At 66.7% G+C, this 16,407-nt stretch carries 18 protein-coding genes; 11 read left to right on the top strand and 7 right to left on the bottom strand.

Going from position 1 to position 16,407, the window contains the following annotated elements:
- Positions 1-73: 73 nt before the first annotated feature.
- The 3 genes from AC1DKQ_RS00945 to AC1DKQ_RS00935 all read left to right on the top strand — a co-directional run bounded on the left by AC1DKQ_RS00945 (position 74) and on the right by AC1DKQ_RS00935 (position 2,907).
- Positions 74-1,357 (top strand): citrate synthase, encoded by a 1,284-nt coding sequence (locus AC1DKQ_RS00945; protein WP_090575702.1) that lies wholly within the window; start codon positions 74-76, stop codon positions 1,355-1,357.
- A gap of 195 nt (positions 1,358-1,552) precedes the next feature.
- Positions 1,553-2,248, top strand: a complete 696-nt coding sequence (locus AC1DKQ_RS00940; protein WP_476882753.1) for a TetR/AcrR family transcriptional regulator — start codon at positions 1,553-1,555, stop codon at positions 2,246-2,248.
- Positions 2,249-2,295: 47 nt separating this feature from the next.
- Positions 2,296-2,907: a hypothetical protein gene (locus AC1DKQ_RS00935; protein ID WP_476882754.1), complete on the top strand. Its 612-nt coding sequence runs from the start codon at positions 2,296-2,298 to the stop codon at positions 2,905-2,907.
- A 114-nt stretch (positions 2,908-3,021) separates the two neighbouring features.
- Here AC1DKQ_RS00935 and AC1DKQ_RS00930 read toward each other — a convergent pair whose 3' ends face one another.
- Both AC1DKQ_RS00930 and dapD read right to left on the bottom strand, forming a co-directional pair.
- On the bottom strand, positions 3,022-3,873 hold the full coding sequence (locus AC1DKQ_RS00930; RefSeq protein WP_476882755.1) for a hypothetical protein: 852 nt from the start codon (positions 3,871-3,873) through the stop codon (positions 3,022-3,024).
- Positions 3,874-3,984: 111 nt separating this feature from the next.
- A complete protein-coding gene (gene dapD, locus AC1DKQ_RS00925; RefSeq protein ID WP_476882756.1) occupies positions 3,985-4,995 on the bottom strand; it encodes a 2,3,4,5-tetrahydropyridine-2,6-dicarboxylate N-succinyltransferase in 1,011 nt (336 codons plus the stop codon).
- A gap of 164 nt (positions 4,996-5,159) precedes the next feature.
- Between dapD and dapE the strand changes: the two genes are divergently transcribed.
- The gene (gene dapE / locus AC1DKQ_RS00920) at positions 5,160-6,296 is read left to right on the top strand and encodes a succinyl-diaminopimelate desuccinylase (protein ID WP_476918171.1); all 1,137 of its coding nucleotides are present in this window, start codon (positions 5,160-5,162) and stop codon (positions 6,294-6,296) included.
- An 89-nt stretch (positions 6,297-6,385) separates the two neighbouring features.
- Here the strand turns inward: dapE and AC1DKQ_RS00915 are convergent, their stop codons facing one another.
- From AC1DKQ_RS00915 to AC1DKQ_RS00900, 4 genes are read right to left on the bottom strand one after another with little or no spacing between them, the layout of a single operon-like run.
- Complete coding sequence (locus tag AC1DKQ_RS00915; protein ID WP_476882757.1) at positions 6,386-7,222, bottom strand: amino acid ABC transporter permease; 837 nt, start codon at positions 7,220-7,222, stop codon at positions 6,386-6,388.
- On the bottom strand, positions 7,219-7,869 hold the full coding sequence (locus AC1DKQ_RS00910) for an amino acid ABC transporter permease (protein ID WP_476882758.1): 651 nt from the start codon (positions 7,867-7,869) through the stop codon (positions 7,219-7,221). Before AC1DKQ_RS00910 ends, AC1DKQ_RS00915 begins: the two co-directional genes overlap by 4 nt.
- A gap of 52 nt (positions 7,870-7,921) precedes the next feature.
- On the bottom strand, positions 7,922-8,806 hold the full coding sequence (locus AC1DKQ_RS00905; protein ID WP_476882759.1) for a glutamate ABC transporter substrate-binding protein: 885 nt from the start codon (positions 8,804-8,806) through the stop codon (positions 7,922-7,924).
- A 59-nt stretch (positions 8,807-8,865) separates the two neighbouring features.
- On the bottom strand, positions 8,866-9,621 hold the full coding sequence (locus tag AC1DKQ_RS00900) for an amino acid ABC transporter ATP-binding protein (protein ID WP_476917972.1): 756 nt from the start codon (positions 9,619-9,621) through the stop codon (positions 8,866-8,868).
- A 196-nt stretch (positions 9,622-9,817) separates the two neighbouring features.
- Between AC1DKQ_RS00900 and AC1DKQ_RS00895 the strand changes: the two genes are divergently transcribed.
- The 4 genes from AC1DKQ_RS00895 (at position 9,818) to AC1DKQ_RS00880 (ending at position 12,873) form a co-directional block, all read left to right on the top strand.
- Positions 9,818-10,714, top strand: coding sequence for an LOG family protein (locus AC1DKQ_RS00895; protein WP_476917971.1), 897 nt, complete (start codon positions 9,818-9,820; stop codon positions 10,712-10,714).
- A gap of 36 nt (positions 10,715-10,750) precedes the next feature.
- Positions 10,751-11,107, top strand: coding sequence for a DivIVA domain-containing protein (locus tag AC1DKQ_RS00890; RefSeq protein ID WP_476882761.1), 357 nt, complete (start codon positions 10,751-10,753; stop codon positions 11,105-11,107).
- A 101-nt stretch (positions 11,108-11,208) separates the two neighbouring features.
- Positions 11,209-12,450 (top strand): hypothetical protein, encoded by a 1,242-nt coding sequence (locus AC1DKQ_RS00885; protein ID WP_476918170.1) that lies wholly within the window; start codon positions 11,209-11,211, stop codon positions 12,448-12,450.
- Positions 12,451-12,705: 255 nt separating this feature from the next.
- Positions 12,706-12,873, top strand: a complete 168-nt coding sequence (locus AC1DKQ_RS00880; RefSeq protein WP_079550332.1) for a DUF3117 domain-containing protein — start codon at positions 12,706-12,708, stop codon at positions 12,871-12,873.
- A 143-nt stretch (positions 12,874-13,016) separates the two neighbouring features.
- Here the strand turns inward: AC1DKQ_RS00880 and AC1DKQ_RS00875 are convergent, their stop codons facing one another.
- A complete protein-coding gene (locus tag AC1DKQ_RS00875) occupies positions 13,017-13,649 on the bottom strand; it encodes an O-methyltransferase (RefSeq protein WP_476882762.1) in 633 nt (210 codons plus the stop codon).
- Between the two features lie 273 nt (positions 13,650-13,922).
- Between AC1DKQ_RS00875 and sigE the strand changes: the two genes are divergently transcribed.
- The 3 genes from sigE (at position 13,923) to AC1DKQ_RS00860 (ending at position 16,354) form a co-directional block, all read left to right on the top strand.
- Entirely contained in the window at positions 13,923-14,576 is a 654-nt protein-coding gene (sigE, locus tag AC1DKQ_RS00870) for an RNA polymerase sigma factor SigE (RefSeq protein WP_476917970.1), read from the top strand.
- 119 nt (positions 14,577-14,695) lie between these two features.
- A complete protein-coding gene (locus AC1DKQ_RS00865; protein WP_476917969.1) occupies positions 14,696-15,883 on the top strand; it encodes a hypothetical protein in 1,188 nt (395 codons plus the stop codon).
- 81 nt (positions 15,884-15,964) lie between these two features.
- Complete coding sequence (locus AC1DKQ_RS00860) at positions 15,965-16,354, top strand: twin-arginine translocase TatA/TatE family subunit (protein ID WP_476882765.1); 390 nt, start codon at positions 15,965-15,967, stop codon at positions 16,352-16,354.
- The last annotated feature ends 53 nt before the right edge of the window (positions 16,355-16,407 follow it).

Genomic DNA, 16,407 nt, shown 5'->3' with positions numbered 1-16,407 from the left:
GATCCGCGGGCAGCTTTCACCAGATGTTGGACCAGCTTTCGACAGAGGCCCCGATGCCTCATGAGGAGACTCCATGACTGAAACCACCAGCGCAACCCTGCGCCATGCCGGCGGCGAACTCGAACTCCCGCGCATCAAGGTTGTAGAAGGAAACGAAGGCTACGACGTTTCCAAGCTGCTGAAGCAGACCGGCGCTGTCGCCTTCGACCCCGGTTTCATGAACACCGCGGCCACCACCTCGGCCATCACCTACATCGATGGTGATGCCGGCATCCTGCGCTACCGCGGCTACCCGATCGAGCAGCTGGCCCAGCACTCAAGCTTCCTGGAAGTCTCCTACCTGCTGATCTACGGCAACCTGCCGACCCCCACCGAGCTGGAAGCCTTCGACCAGAGGATCCGCCACCACACCCTGCTGCACGAGGAGCTCAAGGGCTTCTTCAGCGGCTTCCCCCGTGACGCCCACCCGATGCCGGTGCTGTCCTCGGCCGTGTCCGCGCTCTCGACGTTCTACCAGGACTCGCTGGATCCGTTCAACGCCGAGCAGGTGGAAGTCTCCACCATCCGCCTCATGGCCAAGATGCCCGTCATCGCCGCCTACGCCCACAAGAAGTCGATCGGCCAGCCGATGCTGTACCCGGACAACTCGATGAACCTGGTGGAGAACTTCCTGCGCCTCAGCTTTGGCCTGCCGGCCGAGCAGTACGAGGTGGACCCGGTGGTCGCCAAGGCCCTGGACCTGCTCCTGATCCTGCACGCTGACCACGAGCAGAACTGTTCCACTTCGACTGTCCGCCTGGTCGGCTCCTCGAACGCCAACCTGTTCGCGTCCGTCTCCGCCGGCATCAACGCCCTCTTCGGCCCCGCCCACGGCGGTGCCAACGAGGCCGTCCTGAAGATGCTGCGCCAGATCCAGGCCGACGGCATCAAGCCCGAGGACTACATGGAGAAGGTCAAGAACAAGGAAGACGGCGTCCGCCTCATGGGCTTCGGGCACCGCGTCTACAAGAACTACGACCCGCGCGCGAAGATCATCAAGGCCACCGCCCACGAAGTCCTCAGCAAGCTCGGCGGAAACGACGAGCTCCTCGACATCGCCATGCGCCTCGAAGAGAAGGCCCTGGGCGATGACTACTTCATCCAGCGCAAGCTCTACCCGAACGTGGACTTCTACACCGGCCTGATCTACAAGGCCATGGGCTTCCCCGAAAAGATGTTCACCGTGCTGTTCGCCATCGGACGCCTGCCGGGCTGGATCGCCCAGTGGCGCGAGATGATCAGCGACCCCAACACCAAGATCGGCCGCCCGCGCCAGCTCTACGTCGGCGAACCGGAACGCAACTACCCGTCGCTGTAGCCCGCCCCGCCTGCCACGGCAGGCACGTGCTAGCACGCCCGACGCCGGCCGCGCACCTCCCGCTGAGGTGCGCGGCCGGCGTCGTTCCCGGGACGCCCCGCGCCACTGACCTGCGCCGTTGTGACCCGCGCCACGCCTCTGGTGGGACCGGTGTGCCCTGCGGCTGCGGCGGCACAGACGTGCTAAAAAAGACCAGTGCCTAAATTTGTCGACGCCGTAATCCGGCGCCAGGAAGTAGTTGACGCAGTCTTCAGGATCATCGCCGCGGATGGTCTTGAACGGGCCTCCCTGCGGGAGGTTGCAGACGAAGCCCAGCTGGCCGTCGGCTCGGTGCGGCACTATTTCGCCAGCAGTGACGAGCTCCTGACCCACGCCTTCGCCGTGGTGGTGGACCGGATCGTAGGCCGCGTCACCGCCGCGGACTCCCGGCAGCAGGACCTGGCGCCAGGGTCGGCGGAGCACCACGTTGCCGTCATGGCGGTGCTGGGGGAGTTTCTTCCGCTGGACGAGGAGCGGGCGGTCGACGCCTGCGTCTGGATGGCCTTCAAAAATGCCGCCCGGACAAAGCCGTTCCTGGCCGCCGAGGCGGACCGCAGCCACCGTGCGGTGGCCGCAGTGGTGGGCGGACTCATTCTGGGTCTGGCCGACGGCGCCGTCCCCAGCGGCACGGACCCCCACCCCGACGGCGCCGATGGGTCGGTCGGTATCAACCAGCAGGTGCTCGTCACTGAAGCGGAGCTGTTGCTGGCAGTCCTGGACGGTCTGACGATGCACGCCCTCCTGCAGCCCGAGTGGATGACGGCCCTGATGTGCAAGGACGTGCTCGATGCCCATCTGGAGGGCCTGAATCGCCGGCTGGCGGCCGGGCAGCCAGCCGTTAACGCCTCATAACAACAGGAATAGACTGAGTGGGTACGGCATGCCAAGGAGGCAATTGGATGCACCACACCGGCGGACCTGGCTGGCGGATCACGATGGACACCTCTGGTCCCATGCTCATCGCCCTTTATATTCGTGACGCTGCCGGTCTGGACACTGCGGGGCATCCGGCGCTGTGCCACGTGGCCCCGAAGATCCGTGCCGCGGACCACTCCCATCTGACCGCCGAGGTTGGCGGACCGGCTGCGCTCAAGACCGAATGGGAGGCCTGGTGGGAACAGCTGCTGAAGGCCCACCCGGAAATGTCCCCCGAGCTCGCCCCGCCAGGCTTCCGTGCGTTCGGCAACTCGCCGGCCCTCCGGCGCGTGCTGCAGGCCCACTTCGGTGCGGCCCTGACATGGGCTCGGGAACGCCGCGGGGAATACCTGGCCCTCGAAGCGGAGCGCGAAGCCAACGGCAACAATGAGCTGCTGGCCGACATGGTGGAGGACCGCCTGCTGGATGTGGGACGCGCATCAAAGGATTTCGGCCTGACGATCATCGAACTCCCGCTCGCGGAGCCGCGGGCCTGGTACCTCGAGCCGGACAAGATCCTCATGAGCCACGAGCTGCTGTCCCAGCCGGAACTGTTCCGCAGCTACGTGCAGCCGGTGGTCGACCTCCTGGTGTAAGCCGCGTCGGTGTCCGGGACGGCGAAATAGTCCAACGTGGGGTCACCTGCGGCCCATGTTGCCGCCCCGGTTGGGCCGTAAGTGACTGTGAGGGTTGTGGTGGCTGTCCGGCGGTCAGGTGGCGGGCGCGCCGGCGACGGTGACCCGGACTTGGCCGGCCGGGACTGAGGCAGGCTGCCAGCCGTCGCGGGACTGCCGGTTCCAGGCGCGGCCGTCGACTTCCACGCTGGTGATGGCGAGTTCTTTGGCGTTGGCCACGGCCCACTGCCCCACAGCCCAGGCCTGCGTGCCGTCGGCATCCACGAGCAGCGTCCGGCCGCTGCTGGACGTCTGGACGTTCCCGAGCGCTGCGGTCAGCTCCGCGGTGACCGTCGCAGGATCCCCGGCGGTGTCGGGGGACCGCAGCGAACAATCCAGGCCTGCGGGCGTCTGGCCGCTCAGGGCGGAGGCAAAGGCGCGGGCCATCAGCTCATGCTGGGCATAGGCCTCCGGGTACGCCGAACGCTGGACCTTCTGGGCGGCATCGGTGATCTCCAGCGACTCGTACCCGGAGATCTCGACGAGGGCATCGTAGAAGGCATTGCTGGCGTGGTACGGGTCCATCACCTGCGCCGTGGTGCCCCAGCCCTGGGACGGCCGCTGCTGGAACAATCCGCGCGAGTCGGGGCCGGCCTGGTCGCCATGGCCGATGTTGCGCAGTTTGGATTCCTGCATGGAGGTGGCCAGCGCGATGCTGGCGGCCCGGGCGGGAAGCCCGCGCCGGACCGCGACGGCAGTAATGAGGGAAGCATTGGCCGCCTGGTCGGTGGCGAGGTCATCGCCTCCACTGCCCGCGGCCGTGCAGCGTTCGGTGATCAAGGTTTCCGATCGCTGCAGGAACGCCACCGCGGTGTAAATCGCGCCCGCGACCATCGCCAGGGTCAGCAGAAGGACGATCCGGCGCCGCCAGCTCCCTCGTCGTGCCACGGACATACTCCCTCAGGCCCTAGCGGGCTGCGTCATCGGCTGCTTCATCGTTGCGGGTCGGCCCCGCCGGTACGGCCTTCGCCGCCCGCCACACCGTACCAGCCCGTGCGGTCAGTTGGCGTGCAGGTCCGCGTTGAGCTCTACGGTTTGGCCCTTGCGGGGGAGTGCCTCGACGGCGCCGGTGGCGGAGTTGCGGCGGAAGAGCAGGTTCGGAACCCCGGAAAGCTCCACGGCCTTGACTATCCGGCTGGTGTCCTCGCCGTCGGCATCCCGCGGGCTGATGACGCGGACGCGCGTGCCGGCGGTGACGTAGAGGCCCGCCTCCACCACTGAGTCGTCGCCCAGGCTGATGCCGACGCCGGAGTTGGCGCCCAGGAGGACCCGCTCACCAATGGCGATCTTTTCCTTGCCGCCGCCGGAAAGGGTTCCCATGATCGAGGCCCCGCCGCCGACGTCGGACCCGTCACCGGCGACGACGCCGGCCGAGATCCGGCCCTCAACCATGGACGTACCCAGGGTTCCGGCATTGAAGTTCACGAAGCCCTCGTGCATGACCGTGGTGCCTTCGGCCAGGTGCGCACCCAGCCGGACACGGTCGGCGTCGGCGATCCGGACGCCGGAGGGAACCACGTAGTCCACCATCCGGGGGAACTTGTCCACGCCGAAGACGGTGACAGCGCCGCGTTTGCGCAGGCGCGCCCGGGTCAGTTCGAAGTCCTCCACGGCGGCGGGGCCGAAGTTGGTCCACACGACATTGGGGAGCTTGCCGAAGATGCCGTCAAGGTTGATGGTGTTCGGCTGGACGAGCCGGTGGGAGAGCAGGTGCAGGCGAAGGTAGGCGTCCGCCGTGTCCGCGGGTGCCTCGTCCAGGTTAATCTGGGCGAAGACCACCTGCTGCTCCGTGCCGCGGTCCGGGTCGGTGCCGCTGGCAGCGATGTCGATCAGCGACTGGTCCGCATTCTCCACCTCACGCAGGTGCTCCGCTGCGACTCCGAGCGCCGGCGCCGGAAACCATACGTCCAGCACGGTGGCGTCACCGCTGCGGGTGGACACGGTGGCCACCCCGTAGCCATAGGCGGAGCGGGCGTCGGTGGGCACAGCGGAAGCAGCAGTTTCAGTCATGGTCCAAGTCTAACGAGAGGGCCCGCGGGCGCTGAAACCTGAGACACCCAAGTGACAGGAGATGCTCGCCACCTGCAGGTCCGTCCAGCAGCAGTTGCTGCGGCCCAGGGAGGGCGAACAGATAAAGTGGGACGGTGACCCCCACGAACCCGCGCACCCCCGCCATTGCAACTGCCAGCGTCCCCGTCCGTACGCCTGTCCATTTGGACCTCCGCCAGGACGTCGCCCTGCTCACGGCCGCCCTGATTGACATCAACAGCGTCTCCGGCAACGAAAGGGCCCTGGCCGACGCCGTGGAACATGCCCTGCGCCTGCTGCCGCAGCTGGATCTGGTCCGCGATGGCGATTCGATCATCGCCCGCACCAACCTCGGCCGCCCCGAGCGCGTCATCCTTGCCGGGCATCTGGACACCGTGCCGCTTCCCACCACCGAGGGCTCGCTGGGCACGGTGCCGTCGTACTGGCCCTCCGGGGCCCCCGGGGAGGGTATCCTCTACGGCCGTGGCGCCACCGACATGAAGAGCGGCGTCGCCGTGCAGCTGGCGCTGGCGGCCACCATGTTCGACGCCGGGGCGGAGCCGAACAAGGACGTCACGTTCGTTTTCTATGACCACGAGGAAGTCGAAGCCGTGAAGAGCGGCCTCGGCCGGTTGGTGCGCAATCACGGGTCCCTGCTTGGCGGGGATTTCGCGATCCTGCTCGAGCCAACCGACGGGACGGTGGAGGGCGGCTGCAACGGTACCAGCCGCTTCGAGGTGACCACGAACGGCGAGGCCGCCCACTCCGCCCGGGCCTGGATGGGCAGCAACGCCATCCATGCCGCGGCCCCGATCCTGGCCCGGCTCGCGGCCTATGAACCGCAGACCGTGACGGTTGACGGCCTGGACTACCGCGAAAGCCTCAACGCCGTGAAGATTCATGGTGGCACGGCCGGGAACGTAATTCCGGACAAGTGCGTCATAGAAATTAATTACCGCTTCGCCCCGGACAAAACCCCGGACGGGGCCGAGGCGGTGGTGCGCGAACTGCTGGCCGGATTCGACGTCGTGCGCACCGACAGCGCCGCCGGGGCGCGGCCGGGACTGCACCACCCCGCCGCCGCCTCCTTCGTCGCCGCAGTGGGGGCGGAACCGAAGCCCAAGTACGGCTGGACCGACGTCGCACGGTTCAGCGAGCTCGGCATCCCCGCGGTGAACTTCGGACCCGGCGATGCGCTGCTGGCGCACAAGGATAACGAGCACGTCGAGGCGGATGCCATCAGGGAATGCCTGCGGGCGCTGCGGACCTGGCTCGGCGCCTAGCAGCGCGGAACGAGCAAGGTACAACAAGCTAACGCACCAAGGGTCCGGAACCTCCGAGAGGTTCCGGACCCTTGGTGGGTGGTGGGGCTTTACTTGGCCGCCGGGATTCCGGCGACCGGCACGTGCGCCACGCCGCCGGCGGCCCGCTTGGAGCCGCGGCGTTCGAGCCAGATGGCCAGACGGGAGACCGCCAGGTCGATCGCGATGTAGATGGCCGCGGCCACGAAGAACACCGGGAACAGGTACTGCGGGCCGAGGAAGTCGGCCATGACCTGCACGGCCCGGAGCAGCTCGCCGTAAGCGACGATGTAGCCGAGCGAGGTGTCCTTCAGCAGGACCACGAGCTGTGCGACCAGCGAGGGCAGCATGCGCCGGATGGCCTGCGGCAGCTCGATGGTCAGCCGGGACTGGAAACTGGTGAGGCCGATCGCCAGGCCGGCTTCACGCTGGCCCTTGGGCAGCGACTGGACGCCGGCGCGGATGATCTCGGCGAAAATCGCCGAGTTGTAAAGGACCAGGCCGGCGACGACGGCGACGAACGAGCTGGTGGCAAAGACGAGCAGCACGAACAGCATCATGAGCACCACGGGCATGCCGCGCAGGAATTCCAGCACGATCCGGGTGGGCACCCTGACCCAGGCGTTGTCCGAGATGCGCATCAGGCACAAGAGCAGGCCCAGCGGGAAGGCGATCACGGCCGCCACCGCCGCGGCGGCGAGCGTGGCGCCGATGCCGGCGGCGATCAGCGCCCAGACCTCGGGCAGCTGGAAGACCGCCCAGCGTTTGGCGTCGAAGATTCCCTGCTGTGCGAGGGTCATGACTGCCAGGACTAGGAGGCCGCCGATCACGATCACGCCGATGATGGAGCCGATCAGCGAAACCCGGCGGGCTTTGGGGCCTGGGACGTCGTAGAGAACAGAGGTCATCGCGCGATCGCCACCTTTCGTTCAACGACGCTGGCGAGGTAGCCCAGCGGGATGGTTATCAGCAGGTAGAAGAATGCGACGCCGACCAGAACCCACATGACGGCGTCGCCGTTGGCGTTGGCCAGCTGCTTCCCTTGGCCGAAGAGTTCCAGCACATAGAACGCGCCGGCCACAGAGGAGTTCTTGACCAGGGCGATCAGGATGTTGATCAAGGGCGGGATCACTGTGCGCAGGGCCTGCGGCAGGATGATCAGGGAGAGCACCTGGGTGAACTTCATCCCGATGCTGCGGGCGGCCTCCGCCTGGCCCACCGGGACACTGTTGACGCCGGAGCGCACGGCCTCGGCGATGAAGGCCGAGGTGTAGGCGCTCAGGGCGATGATGGCGGCCACCTCGAACTGCTGGAACGTGACGCCGAGGCGGGGCAGAACCACCGCCGCGAAGAAGAATGCGATGGTCAGCGGGGTGTTCCGGACGATCTCGACGTACGTCATGCTGAAGCCGCGCAGCGCGGCGACGGGCGAGACTCGGGCGGCAGCCAGAACGGTGCCGAAGACCAATGCGATGAGGCCAGAGACCAAGGACAGGAAGAGGGTTCGGAGAAAACCGTCCCAATACTGGGGGAGGTTTTCAATGATGACGTCCATAAGTTCCTTCAGCTGCGTTGAGGGGATTCCAGGCGAAAGACGGGAGTGGCGGCTAGTAGCGGTCGATCGTGGGAAGCGAGGGCGTGGTCTTGATGACGGTGCCTGCAGTGTCTTCCCAGGCCTTCTTGTAGGAACCGTCCTTCTCGGCGGCCTCCAGCTTGTCATTGATCCACATGCGGAAGGTGGTGTCGTCCTTCTTCAGCCCGATGCCGTAGGGCTCCTTGGTGAAGGTCTGATCCGACGCCAGCTTGAAGGCGTCCGGCTCCTTGGACACGAAGCCGGCCAGGATGACGTTGTCGGTGGTGACGGCTTCAACCTGGTGGTTGCGCAGCGGCTCCAGGCAGGCGGAGTAGGTCGCAGCCGGCACCAGGACAGCTCCGTACTTCTCGACAATCGTGGAGGCCGGCGTGGAACCGGTCACGGAGCAGACGTTTTTGCCCTTGACGTCCTCGGGCTTGGTGATGGAGTTGTTGTCCTTGTTCACCATGAGAGCCTGACCGGCCTCGTAGTACGGTCCGGCGAAGTCAACTTCTTTTTTGCGCTTGTCGTTGATCGTGTAGGTGGCGACGATCATGTCAACCTTGCCCTGCTTGATGAACTGCTCGCGGTTGGCGGAGACAGTTTCAACCCACTCGATCTTGTCGGCGGGGATACCCAGCTGGGCGGCAATCAGCTTGCCGATTTCGACGTCGAAGCCGACGGGCTTGCCGTCGAGGCCCTTCTGGCCGAAGAGAGGCTGGTCGAACTTGGTGCCGATGGTGATCTTGCCTGCGGAGGCAAGCTTGGCCATGGTGGAATCGGCGGCAAAGCTCGGCTTCTCGGCTACAGGCGGGTTGGTGGTCGTGGAGGAGCTGCCGCCACAGGCACTCAGGCTGAGCGCCAGTGCTGCGGATGCTGCAACCAGAAGGGATTTCCTTCGGGTCAAAAATGCCATCATGACATTCCTTTCATTGGGCGGCCGCCGTCCGGCGGCCAGGGTACGAATTTCGTAGTCGGTCAGTGTGTCAGCAGCTTGGACAGGAAGTCCTTGGCCCGGCTGCTCTTGGGGTTGGTGAAGAATTCCTCGGGGGTTGCGTCCTCGACGATCTGGCCGTCGGCCATGAACACAACCCGGTCCGCCGCCTTGCGGGCGAAGCCCATCTCGTGGGTGACCACGATCATGGTCATGCCTTCCTTGGCCAGCTGGACCATGACGTCCAGGACCTCGTTGATCATTTCCGGGTCGAGGGCCGAGGTGGGCTCGTCGAAGAGCATCACCTTTGGTTTCATGGCCAGGGCACGGGCGATTGCGACGCGCTGCTGCTGGCCACCGGAGAGCTGGGCCGGAAGTTTGGGGGCCTGGTGCCCGACGCCGACGCGCTCCAGCAGCGCCATGGCGTCCCTGTCGGCCTCGCCCTTGGAAACGCCCTTGACCTTGATGGGGCCGAGGGTCACGTTTTCCAGGATCGTTTTGTGGGCGAACAGGTTGAAGGACTGGAAGACCATGCCGACGTCGGCGCGCAGCTTCGCCAGTTCCTTGCCCTCAGCGGGCAGTTCCTTGCCGTCGATCTTGATGTCGCCGTCGTCGATGGTCTCGAGGCGGTTGATGGCGCGGCAGAGCGTCGACTTGCCGGAACCCGAGGGGCCGATGACAACAACAACCTCACCCTTGCGGACGTTCAGGTTGATGTCCTTCAGGACGTGCAGCTGGCCGTAATGCTTGTTCACGGCCTTCAGGGAGACGAGAGCATCGCCGGGCACTTGAGTAGTCATAGAAAGAATCTAGCGAAGATTGACGCAATATGACCCCAATCACCCTGTTTAGTGCAGATCGTGATTCAAGAGATACCTGCACGTCAGCGTCCCTTGCGGGGACGCCGCAGCCTTCCTGTTCCGGTCCCGGCCGCCGCCTTCTGCCGCTCCCGCGTCGACGCGCTGACGCGGCGGCGCTTCAGTTCCGCGCTAGCCTATGGGCATGAGTACCGATCCGCAGCACGGCCAGCAAGACGCCGAACAGAAGCCCGCCGGTAAGCCGGCCCGCGAGGCCCGCACAGCCCCGGCGGCCAACGGGATCCGCCACAAGGGCCCGCTTGAGCTGCGCCGCAAGGCCGCGAAGGTCACGATGTCTGACCAGACATTGCTGGACACCACGGGCCCGGGCCAGTTCGTCCACACCGACCCCTGGCGCGTCCTGCGGATCCAGAGCGAGTTCGTGGAAGGATTTGGCGCCCTGGCCGATCTCGGTCCTGCGGTCAGCGTCTTCGGCTCCGCCCGCACCATCCCGGGGAGCCCGAATTACGAGCTCGGCGTCGAGGTCGGACGCCGGTTGGCCGAGGCCGGACTGGCCGTGATCACGGGCGGCGGGCCGGGGTCGATGGAGGCCGCGAACAAGGGCGCCGTGCAGGGTAACGGTGTCTCCGTGGGGCTCGGGATCGAGCTGCCCTTCGAACAGGGCATGAACCAGTGGGTGGACCTCGGCATCAACTTCCGGTACTTCTTCGCCCGCAAAACCATGTTCGTCAAGTACGCCCAGGGCTTCATTGTGCTCCCCGGCGGCCTCGGCACCCTGGATGAGCTCTTCGAGGCCATGGTCCTGGTCCAAACCCGCAAGGTCACCTCCTTCCCGATCGTGCTGGTGGGAACCGCCTTCTGGAGCCCCATGCTCGCGTGGGTCCGGGACACCCTCGTCGCGGAGGGGATGGTCTCGGCGGAAGACCTGGACCTCGTGCAGGTGGTGGATGACCCCGCGCTGGCCGTCGAGCTGGTCGTGGAGGGTGCGGCCCGCCACCGGAACCCGAACGGCGGTTCCGCCAACGGGACCGGCAACGCGAACACCAAGGGAAACGGCGCAGGAACGCGGGGCTGACCCCTCCCGGCCGCCGGCGTCTGGCACGATGGTCTAGTGAGTCTCTTCCTGGTCTTCCTGGCGATTGTGCTGATCGGCGTCGCCGTCCTCCTGGGCACCGGCCTGGCGCCGAAAATCTTCCGCCGTCACCGGGACGGCGGTGCAGGCGGTTCCTTTGACGACGGCTTCGACGAACCGGTCGCCTCCCTGCCGCCTGTGCTGCTGCCCGAGCGCGCGGCCGCGGCCGACATCGACCGTCTCCGCTTCGCCGTCGGACTCCGCGGTTACCGGATGGACCAGGTGGATCAGGTCCTTGATGACCTGAAGGACCAGATCATCGCCAAAGACCAGAAGATCGAGGCACTCGGGGAGGAACTGGAACGCCTCCGCCCGCCCACAGAAGAACGTCCGTGAGCCTCGTGGAAGACCCGGAGACTGTCACGGAGCCTGAGGCCCAGAAACCGCAAGGGTTGAACGCGGCGCTGTGGAACCGCATCGCGGCCGCAGGGGCCAGGATGGCGCGGTGGCCGTGGTGGGTGCAGGTGGCCGGCCTGTACATCGCCGCCCGGCTGGTCAGCGCCTGCATCTTCATGGCTGCCGCCCTGCACCAGGGCGTGAATCCGTGGTTTCCCGCCAAACCGGATTATTGGAACTTCATCAATATCTGGGACGCCCGCTGGTACGCCGAGGCCCTCCAGCAGGGGTATCCCGCGCTTCTGCCGACCGATGCTGCCGGCACTGTCCAAGAGAACACCTGGGCCTTCTACCCCCTGTTTCCCGTGCTGGGCCGGGTGGTCTCCGGGGTCACGGGCACAGGCCCGGCGTGGTCGCTGACGGCCATCGCGCTGGTCTCCGGACTGGGTGCAGCCCTCGTGGCCTACAGGATCTTCCGGCACCGTGCCGCGCACCGCACGGCGCTCTGGGGGACCGTGTTCCTGGCGACCTTCCCGGTGGCACCGGTGTTGCAGGTGCCGTACGCCGAATCCCTCAACCTGCTGCTGCTGGGCGCCGCACTGCTGCTCGTCATGGAGCGCAGGTACCTGTGGGCCATGCCAGTGGTGGTCCTGATGTGTCTTTCCCGCCCCACCGGGGTTCCGTTTGCCGTAATGCTGGGGCTGTTGTTTCTCTATCGTTTCTGGCAGCGCATCGCCGCGCAGACCTCCACGGCGCAAGGCCCCATGACGCAGGACCCCCCGGCGCAGGGCCTCACAGCACAGACCAGGGCGGGTGCTGCCGTCCCCAGCAACGCGGAGCTCTGGTCCCTGGGCGGCCTCACCGCCGTCAGCGGCATCGGTGCGTTGCTGTGGCCGGCCATCGCCTGGGCCGCCACCGGCGATCTGGGCGCCTATACCAAGACCGAAACCGCATGGCGCGGCGAGGACCTGGTGCCGTTCAAGCCGTGGTTCGACGCCGGCATCATGCTGTTCGGGCCGACGCTCGGCGTGCTGGCGCCCTTCGTGTTCGTTGCCGCGTTTGCCCTGTTGATGATGTCCCATCCCGTCGTCGCCCTGGGCACTGAACTGAGGCTCTGGTGCTGCTGCTACATGGGGTACCTGCTGGTCTTCCTGCACCCCCAGACCAGCACCTTCAGGATGCTGTTGCCGCTGTTCCCGCTCGCCCTCAGCGCCGCCCTCCTCTCGCGTTCGCGCGCCTACCGCGGCGCAGTGGTGGTCATGTTCGTGCTGCTGCAAATCGTGTGGATTGTGTGGCTGTGGGCGTGGGCGCAGTTGCCGGGCGGAGGGGACTACCCGCCGTGACGCACAGCACCATTTCGCGGTGCCGGCCCGGCATGGCGGGACGCGCTGGAAAGTCCAACGATTAGCTCCGCGCGCATTGTTACGCGATAATAGAGGATAAGCAAGGACAAGAAGCGCACAGAATTCGTAAGCGATTTATTTGTGAGTTTGCCTGTCACGGCGGCCTCCTGGAGCGCTGCCGGACGGCTTGATTGGCCAAGCGGACGCAGCCCAGCCGGGCTGGTATGTCAGGGACTAATGGAGGGGATATTCCTTATGGCGGCAATGAAACCACGCACCGGCGACGGCCCAATGGAAGTGACGAAAGAGGGACGTAGCCTGATCATGCGTGTTCCGCTCGAAGGCGGGGGGCGGCTTGTAGTCGAACTCAATGCCGCTGAGGCGACAAACCTCAAGGAATGCCTCGTCGGCGTCACCGAATAGCGTCACGCCAAGAGCTTCGCAAAAGGGCGGGGTCCAGGCCATCAGGCCGCGGACCCCGCCCTTTGCTGTTTGCGCTTTGACGTCTACTTCGTGGCGGCCACCCTGGGTGTTACTGGTTGGCCGCTACTTTTTGACGGGCACTGCTACTTCTTGACGGCGATCAGCAGGCCGTCGCCGGTGGGCAGCATCGCGGAGGCGAGACGGTCGTCGTCGCGGATGGACTTGCCGATCTGGCGCAGCACCACGGTGGTGGCTTCCCGGGCGGCCGGATTCGCCACCCTGTCCTTGTCGAGGGCGTCATTGACGATCAGCAGGCCGCCGGATTTGAGCAGCCGCACGGCCTGTTCCACATAGCTGGGGTAGCTCGGTTTGTCGGCGTCGATGAACACGAGGTCGTAGGCCCCGTCCGTAAGCCGGGGCAGGACATCGCCGGCCCGTCCGGAAATGGTGCGGGTGCGGTTGGCCGGGCTGCCTGCTTCGTGGAACGCCTCGCGCGCGGCCTTGAGGTGTTCGACGTCGACGTCGATGGTGGTCAGGACAGCCTGCGGGCCCAGCCCGCGCAGGATGCACACGCCGGACACTCCCGCGCCGGTGCCGATCTCCACCGCGGTCTGTGCCTTGGACGCTGCCGCCAGCACCGTCAGCACAGCGCCCACGCCGGGACCGATCGGGGTCACGCCAAGCTCGAAGGACCGTTCGCGCGCGTGCAACAGGACCTCATCCTCGGCAGGCAGATCTTCTGCGTAGGACCAGCTCGTGGACTTATCGGCGCTCATGGGATATCGCTTTCTGGGCGGCAGGGGAGTGTTCACTACAGCGTACTGTGTCCGGCGGGACGGGACACGGAGGCGCAAGCGCCGTGGCACGGGCAGGAAGGCACTCGTTCTGCCTTCGGCGGAAGACCGCGACGAATCAGGAAATTCCCAGCTTATTTTGAAAGGATGGGTATCCGCTCATCCGCGTGGTGATCGGCGTCGAATGAAGGGTGCAGGAACCTGCGCAGGCAGGCACCATTCAGGCGTAGGTACCATCCACGAGGGGAGCGGACGATGTCGATTCTGGCACCTGTCCCGGCAACTGAGGCAACTGATTCAACCGGCCCGTCACGGACCGCGGCGGAAGCCGAATGGGTCCGGCCGACCTGGGAGGAAGTGGTGACGAACCACTCCGCCAAGGTCTACCGCCTTGCGTACCGGCTGACCGGAAACAAGTACGACGCCGAGGACCTCACCCAGGAGGTGTTCGTCCGGGTGTTCCGTTCGCTGGAGAACTTCAAGCCGGGCACCCTGGACGGCTGGCTGCACCGGATCACCACCAACCTCTTCCTGGACCAGGCGCGGCGCAAGAGCAGGATCCGCTTTGACGCCCTGGCCGACGACGCCGAGTCGCGGCTGCCCGGCCGGGAGCCGGGCCCGGAGCAAAGCTTCGAATTCAACAACCTCGACATCGACGTTCAGGCTGCGCTCGAGGAACTTCCGCCGGACTTCCGCGCCGCCGTCGTGCTGTGCGACCTCGAGGGACTGTCCTACGATGAAGTCGCCGCAGCACTGGACATCAAACTCGGGACAGTCCGGTCCCGGATTCACCGCGGCCGGACCATGTTGCGGGAAAAGCTCGCGCACCGCGACCCCCGTCCGGCGCAGCCGGCCAAGCAGTCCCTCAAGCCGCGGCTCAAGCTGCCGCGCATCGCCGGCCTCCTCTGAACCTGTCGATGGGGCTGCTGAGACGAATACTGGGAGGCTCTGGCTGCGGGTTCTGGAGCAGGACCGGCCGTGCCAAATTCGGTGCTACCCGGAGGTGGACCCCCGGCCGCCATGATCATGTGGAATCGTGTGCCGAATGCCGTGCCCGGCAACAGCGTGAGCGCCAGTACCTCGAGAAGCTCCGCGGTGCGGCCGTGCCCGAGGCCAGCGAGGACCTGACCGCACGGCTCCTGGCACGGACCGGGCAGCTGGCCGCGGAACGTGCGGCGGCAGAACGGGAGGGCCCGGCAGAGCTGGAGGCCCCGGAACGGGCAGCACCGGCGGGCGCAACCGATACGGCGGCGACGGAACAGCCCGGCACTCATCGGTGGCCGCCAGGGCAATTCCCCGCAACCGGTTCCCTGCCGGATCGGACAGCGACCGCCGGAACGGCAGCCGCTAATTTTGCCGCGGATCCCCACCGCCGCCGCGGACGCGCCCGCCTGCCAGTGCTGGCAGTAGGAGGGGCCGTCGCCGCCTTGGCCTTCATGACCGGGACCGCGTATGTCATGGGAGGCGACGACGCCGTTCCCGTAGACGGCGCAGGGGCCTCCGCCCTCGCACACCCCGACGCCGCCGGACTGCCCGCCAGCGGTGAACCGGTCGGCGCGGGTGAGCTGTTGGACGCCGGCGGTCCCGGCAGCCCCAGCGGTCCCGGGGCAGAGGAAACCGAGCCCCGTGTTGCTTTCGGCCTGGGCGGCGAGCCCGACTTCACCCCCGCCGGGACGCTGAGCACCGGGCAGCTTGCCGCGTTCCGGTCGCAGGGATGGACATGTCCGGAGCTGCACGCCCTCGGATTCCATCTCATGTGGGCCCGCGCCGGTGTCATGGCCGGGGACGAGGTCCTGGAACTTCGCCTCACGGACGGCCAGCACTTCGCCACGGTCCTCGAGCAGCACGCTGCGGGCCGGGGCGCCGGTTCGCCCGCCACGCCCTCCGGGGCCGACGTTTCACCCATCAACGTGCTGACCGGACACGCCGCGGCGGCGGACGGCTTCACCCGGGCCAAGGCGGGCAGGCCCTCGGCTGCCCCCGAAACCGGAAATGGCGCCCTCTGGGTCAATCCTGCCCCGCCCTACCGGGCCATCTACCAGACGTCAGCGGCCACGTACACATACATTTCGGACCTGCCGGCCGAGCAGGCCGACGACGGCGCCGCCGCCCTCACCCGGGTCAGCAGCGGCACTCCGGGGCCGGGTTCACGCAACGGAATTCCGGAGCGGATCGAGCGTGGGCTGAGCCGAATCCTGGAGCGCCTGGCTCCGTGAGGCAGGTCCGGGGCGGACATGGTCGGCATTCGGCCCTCGCGAAGTCGTCGCCAGCCCGAGCGAGAGGGTAATCTTCCTAAAGTGCTTGGAATCAATGGACCGGAGTTCTTACTTCTGCTGATCATCGGCCTTCTGGTGATTGGTCCCAGCAGGCTGCCCGAATACACGCAGAAACTTGCCAATATCGTCAAGGAAGTGCGCCGGATGGCGTCCGGTGCGCGGGAGCAGATCAAGGAAGAAGTCGGCATCGATATCGATGATGTCGACTGGAAGAAGTACGATCCCCGCCAGTACGATCCACGCCGGATCATCAAGGAAGCGCTCCTCGACGATGACACCAAGCCGGTGAGCACCGGGGCGCCCGCCGCCACGGCCGCGGCCGCCACTGCGGTCGCAGAGCACCGCCCGGCGCGGATGGTGGAGCGGCTGCCCGAGGGCGAACCGGCTCCGTTCGACACAGAGGCGACCTAGGACCTCCCGCAGCCCTGGGCCCGCATACCGGGCCCCGGTCGGCAGCCGCCACC

The organism is Arthrobacter sp. 05L421, assembly GCF_056397785.1.
The sequence above is the reverse complement of the archived record's forward strand: the minus strand, read 5'-3'. Positions and strand labels throughout refer to the sequence as shown.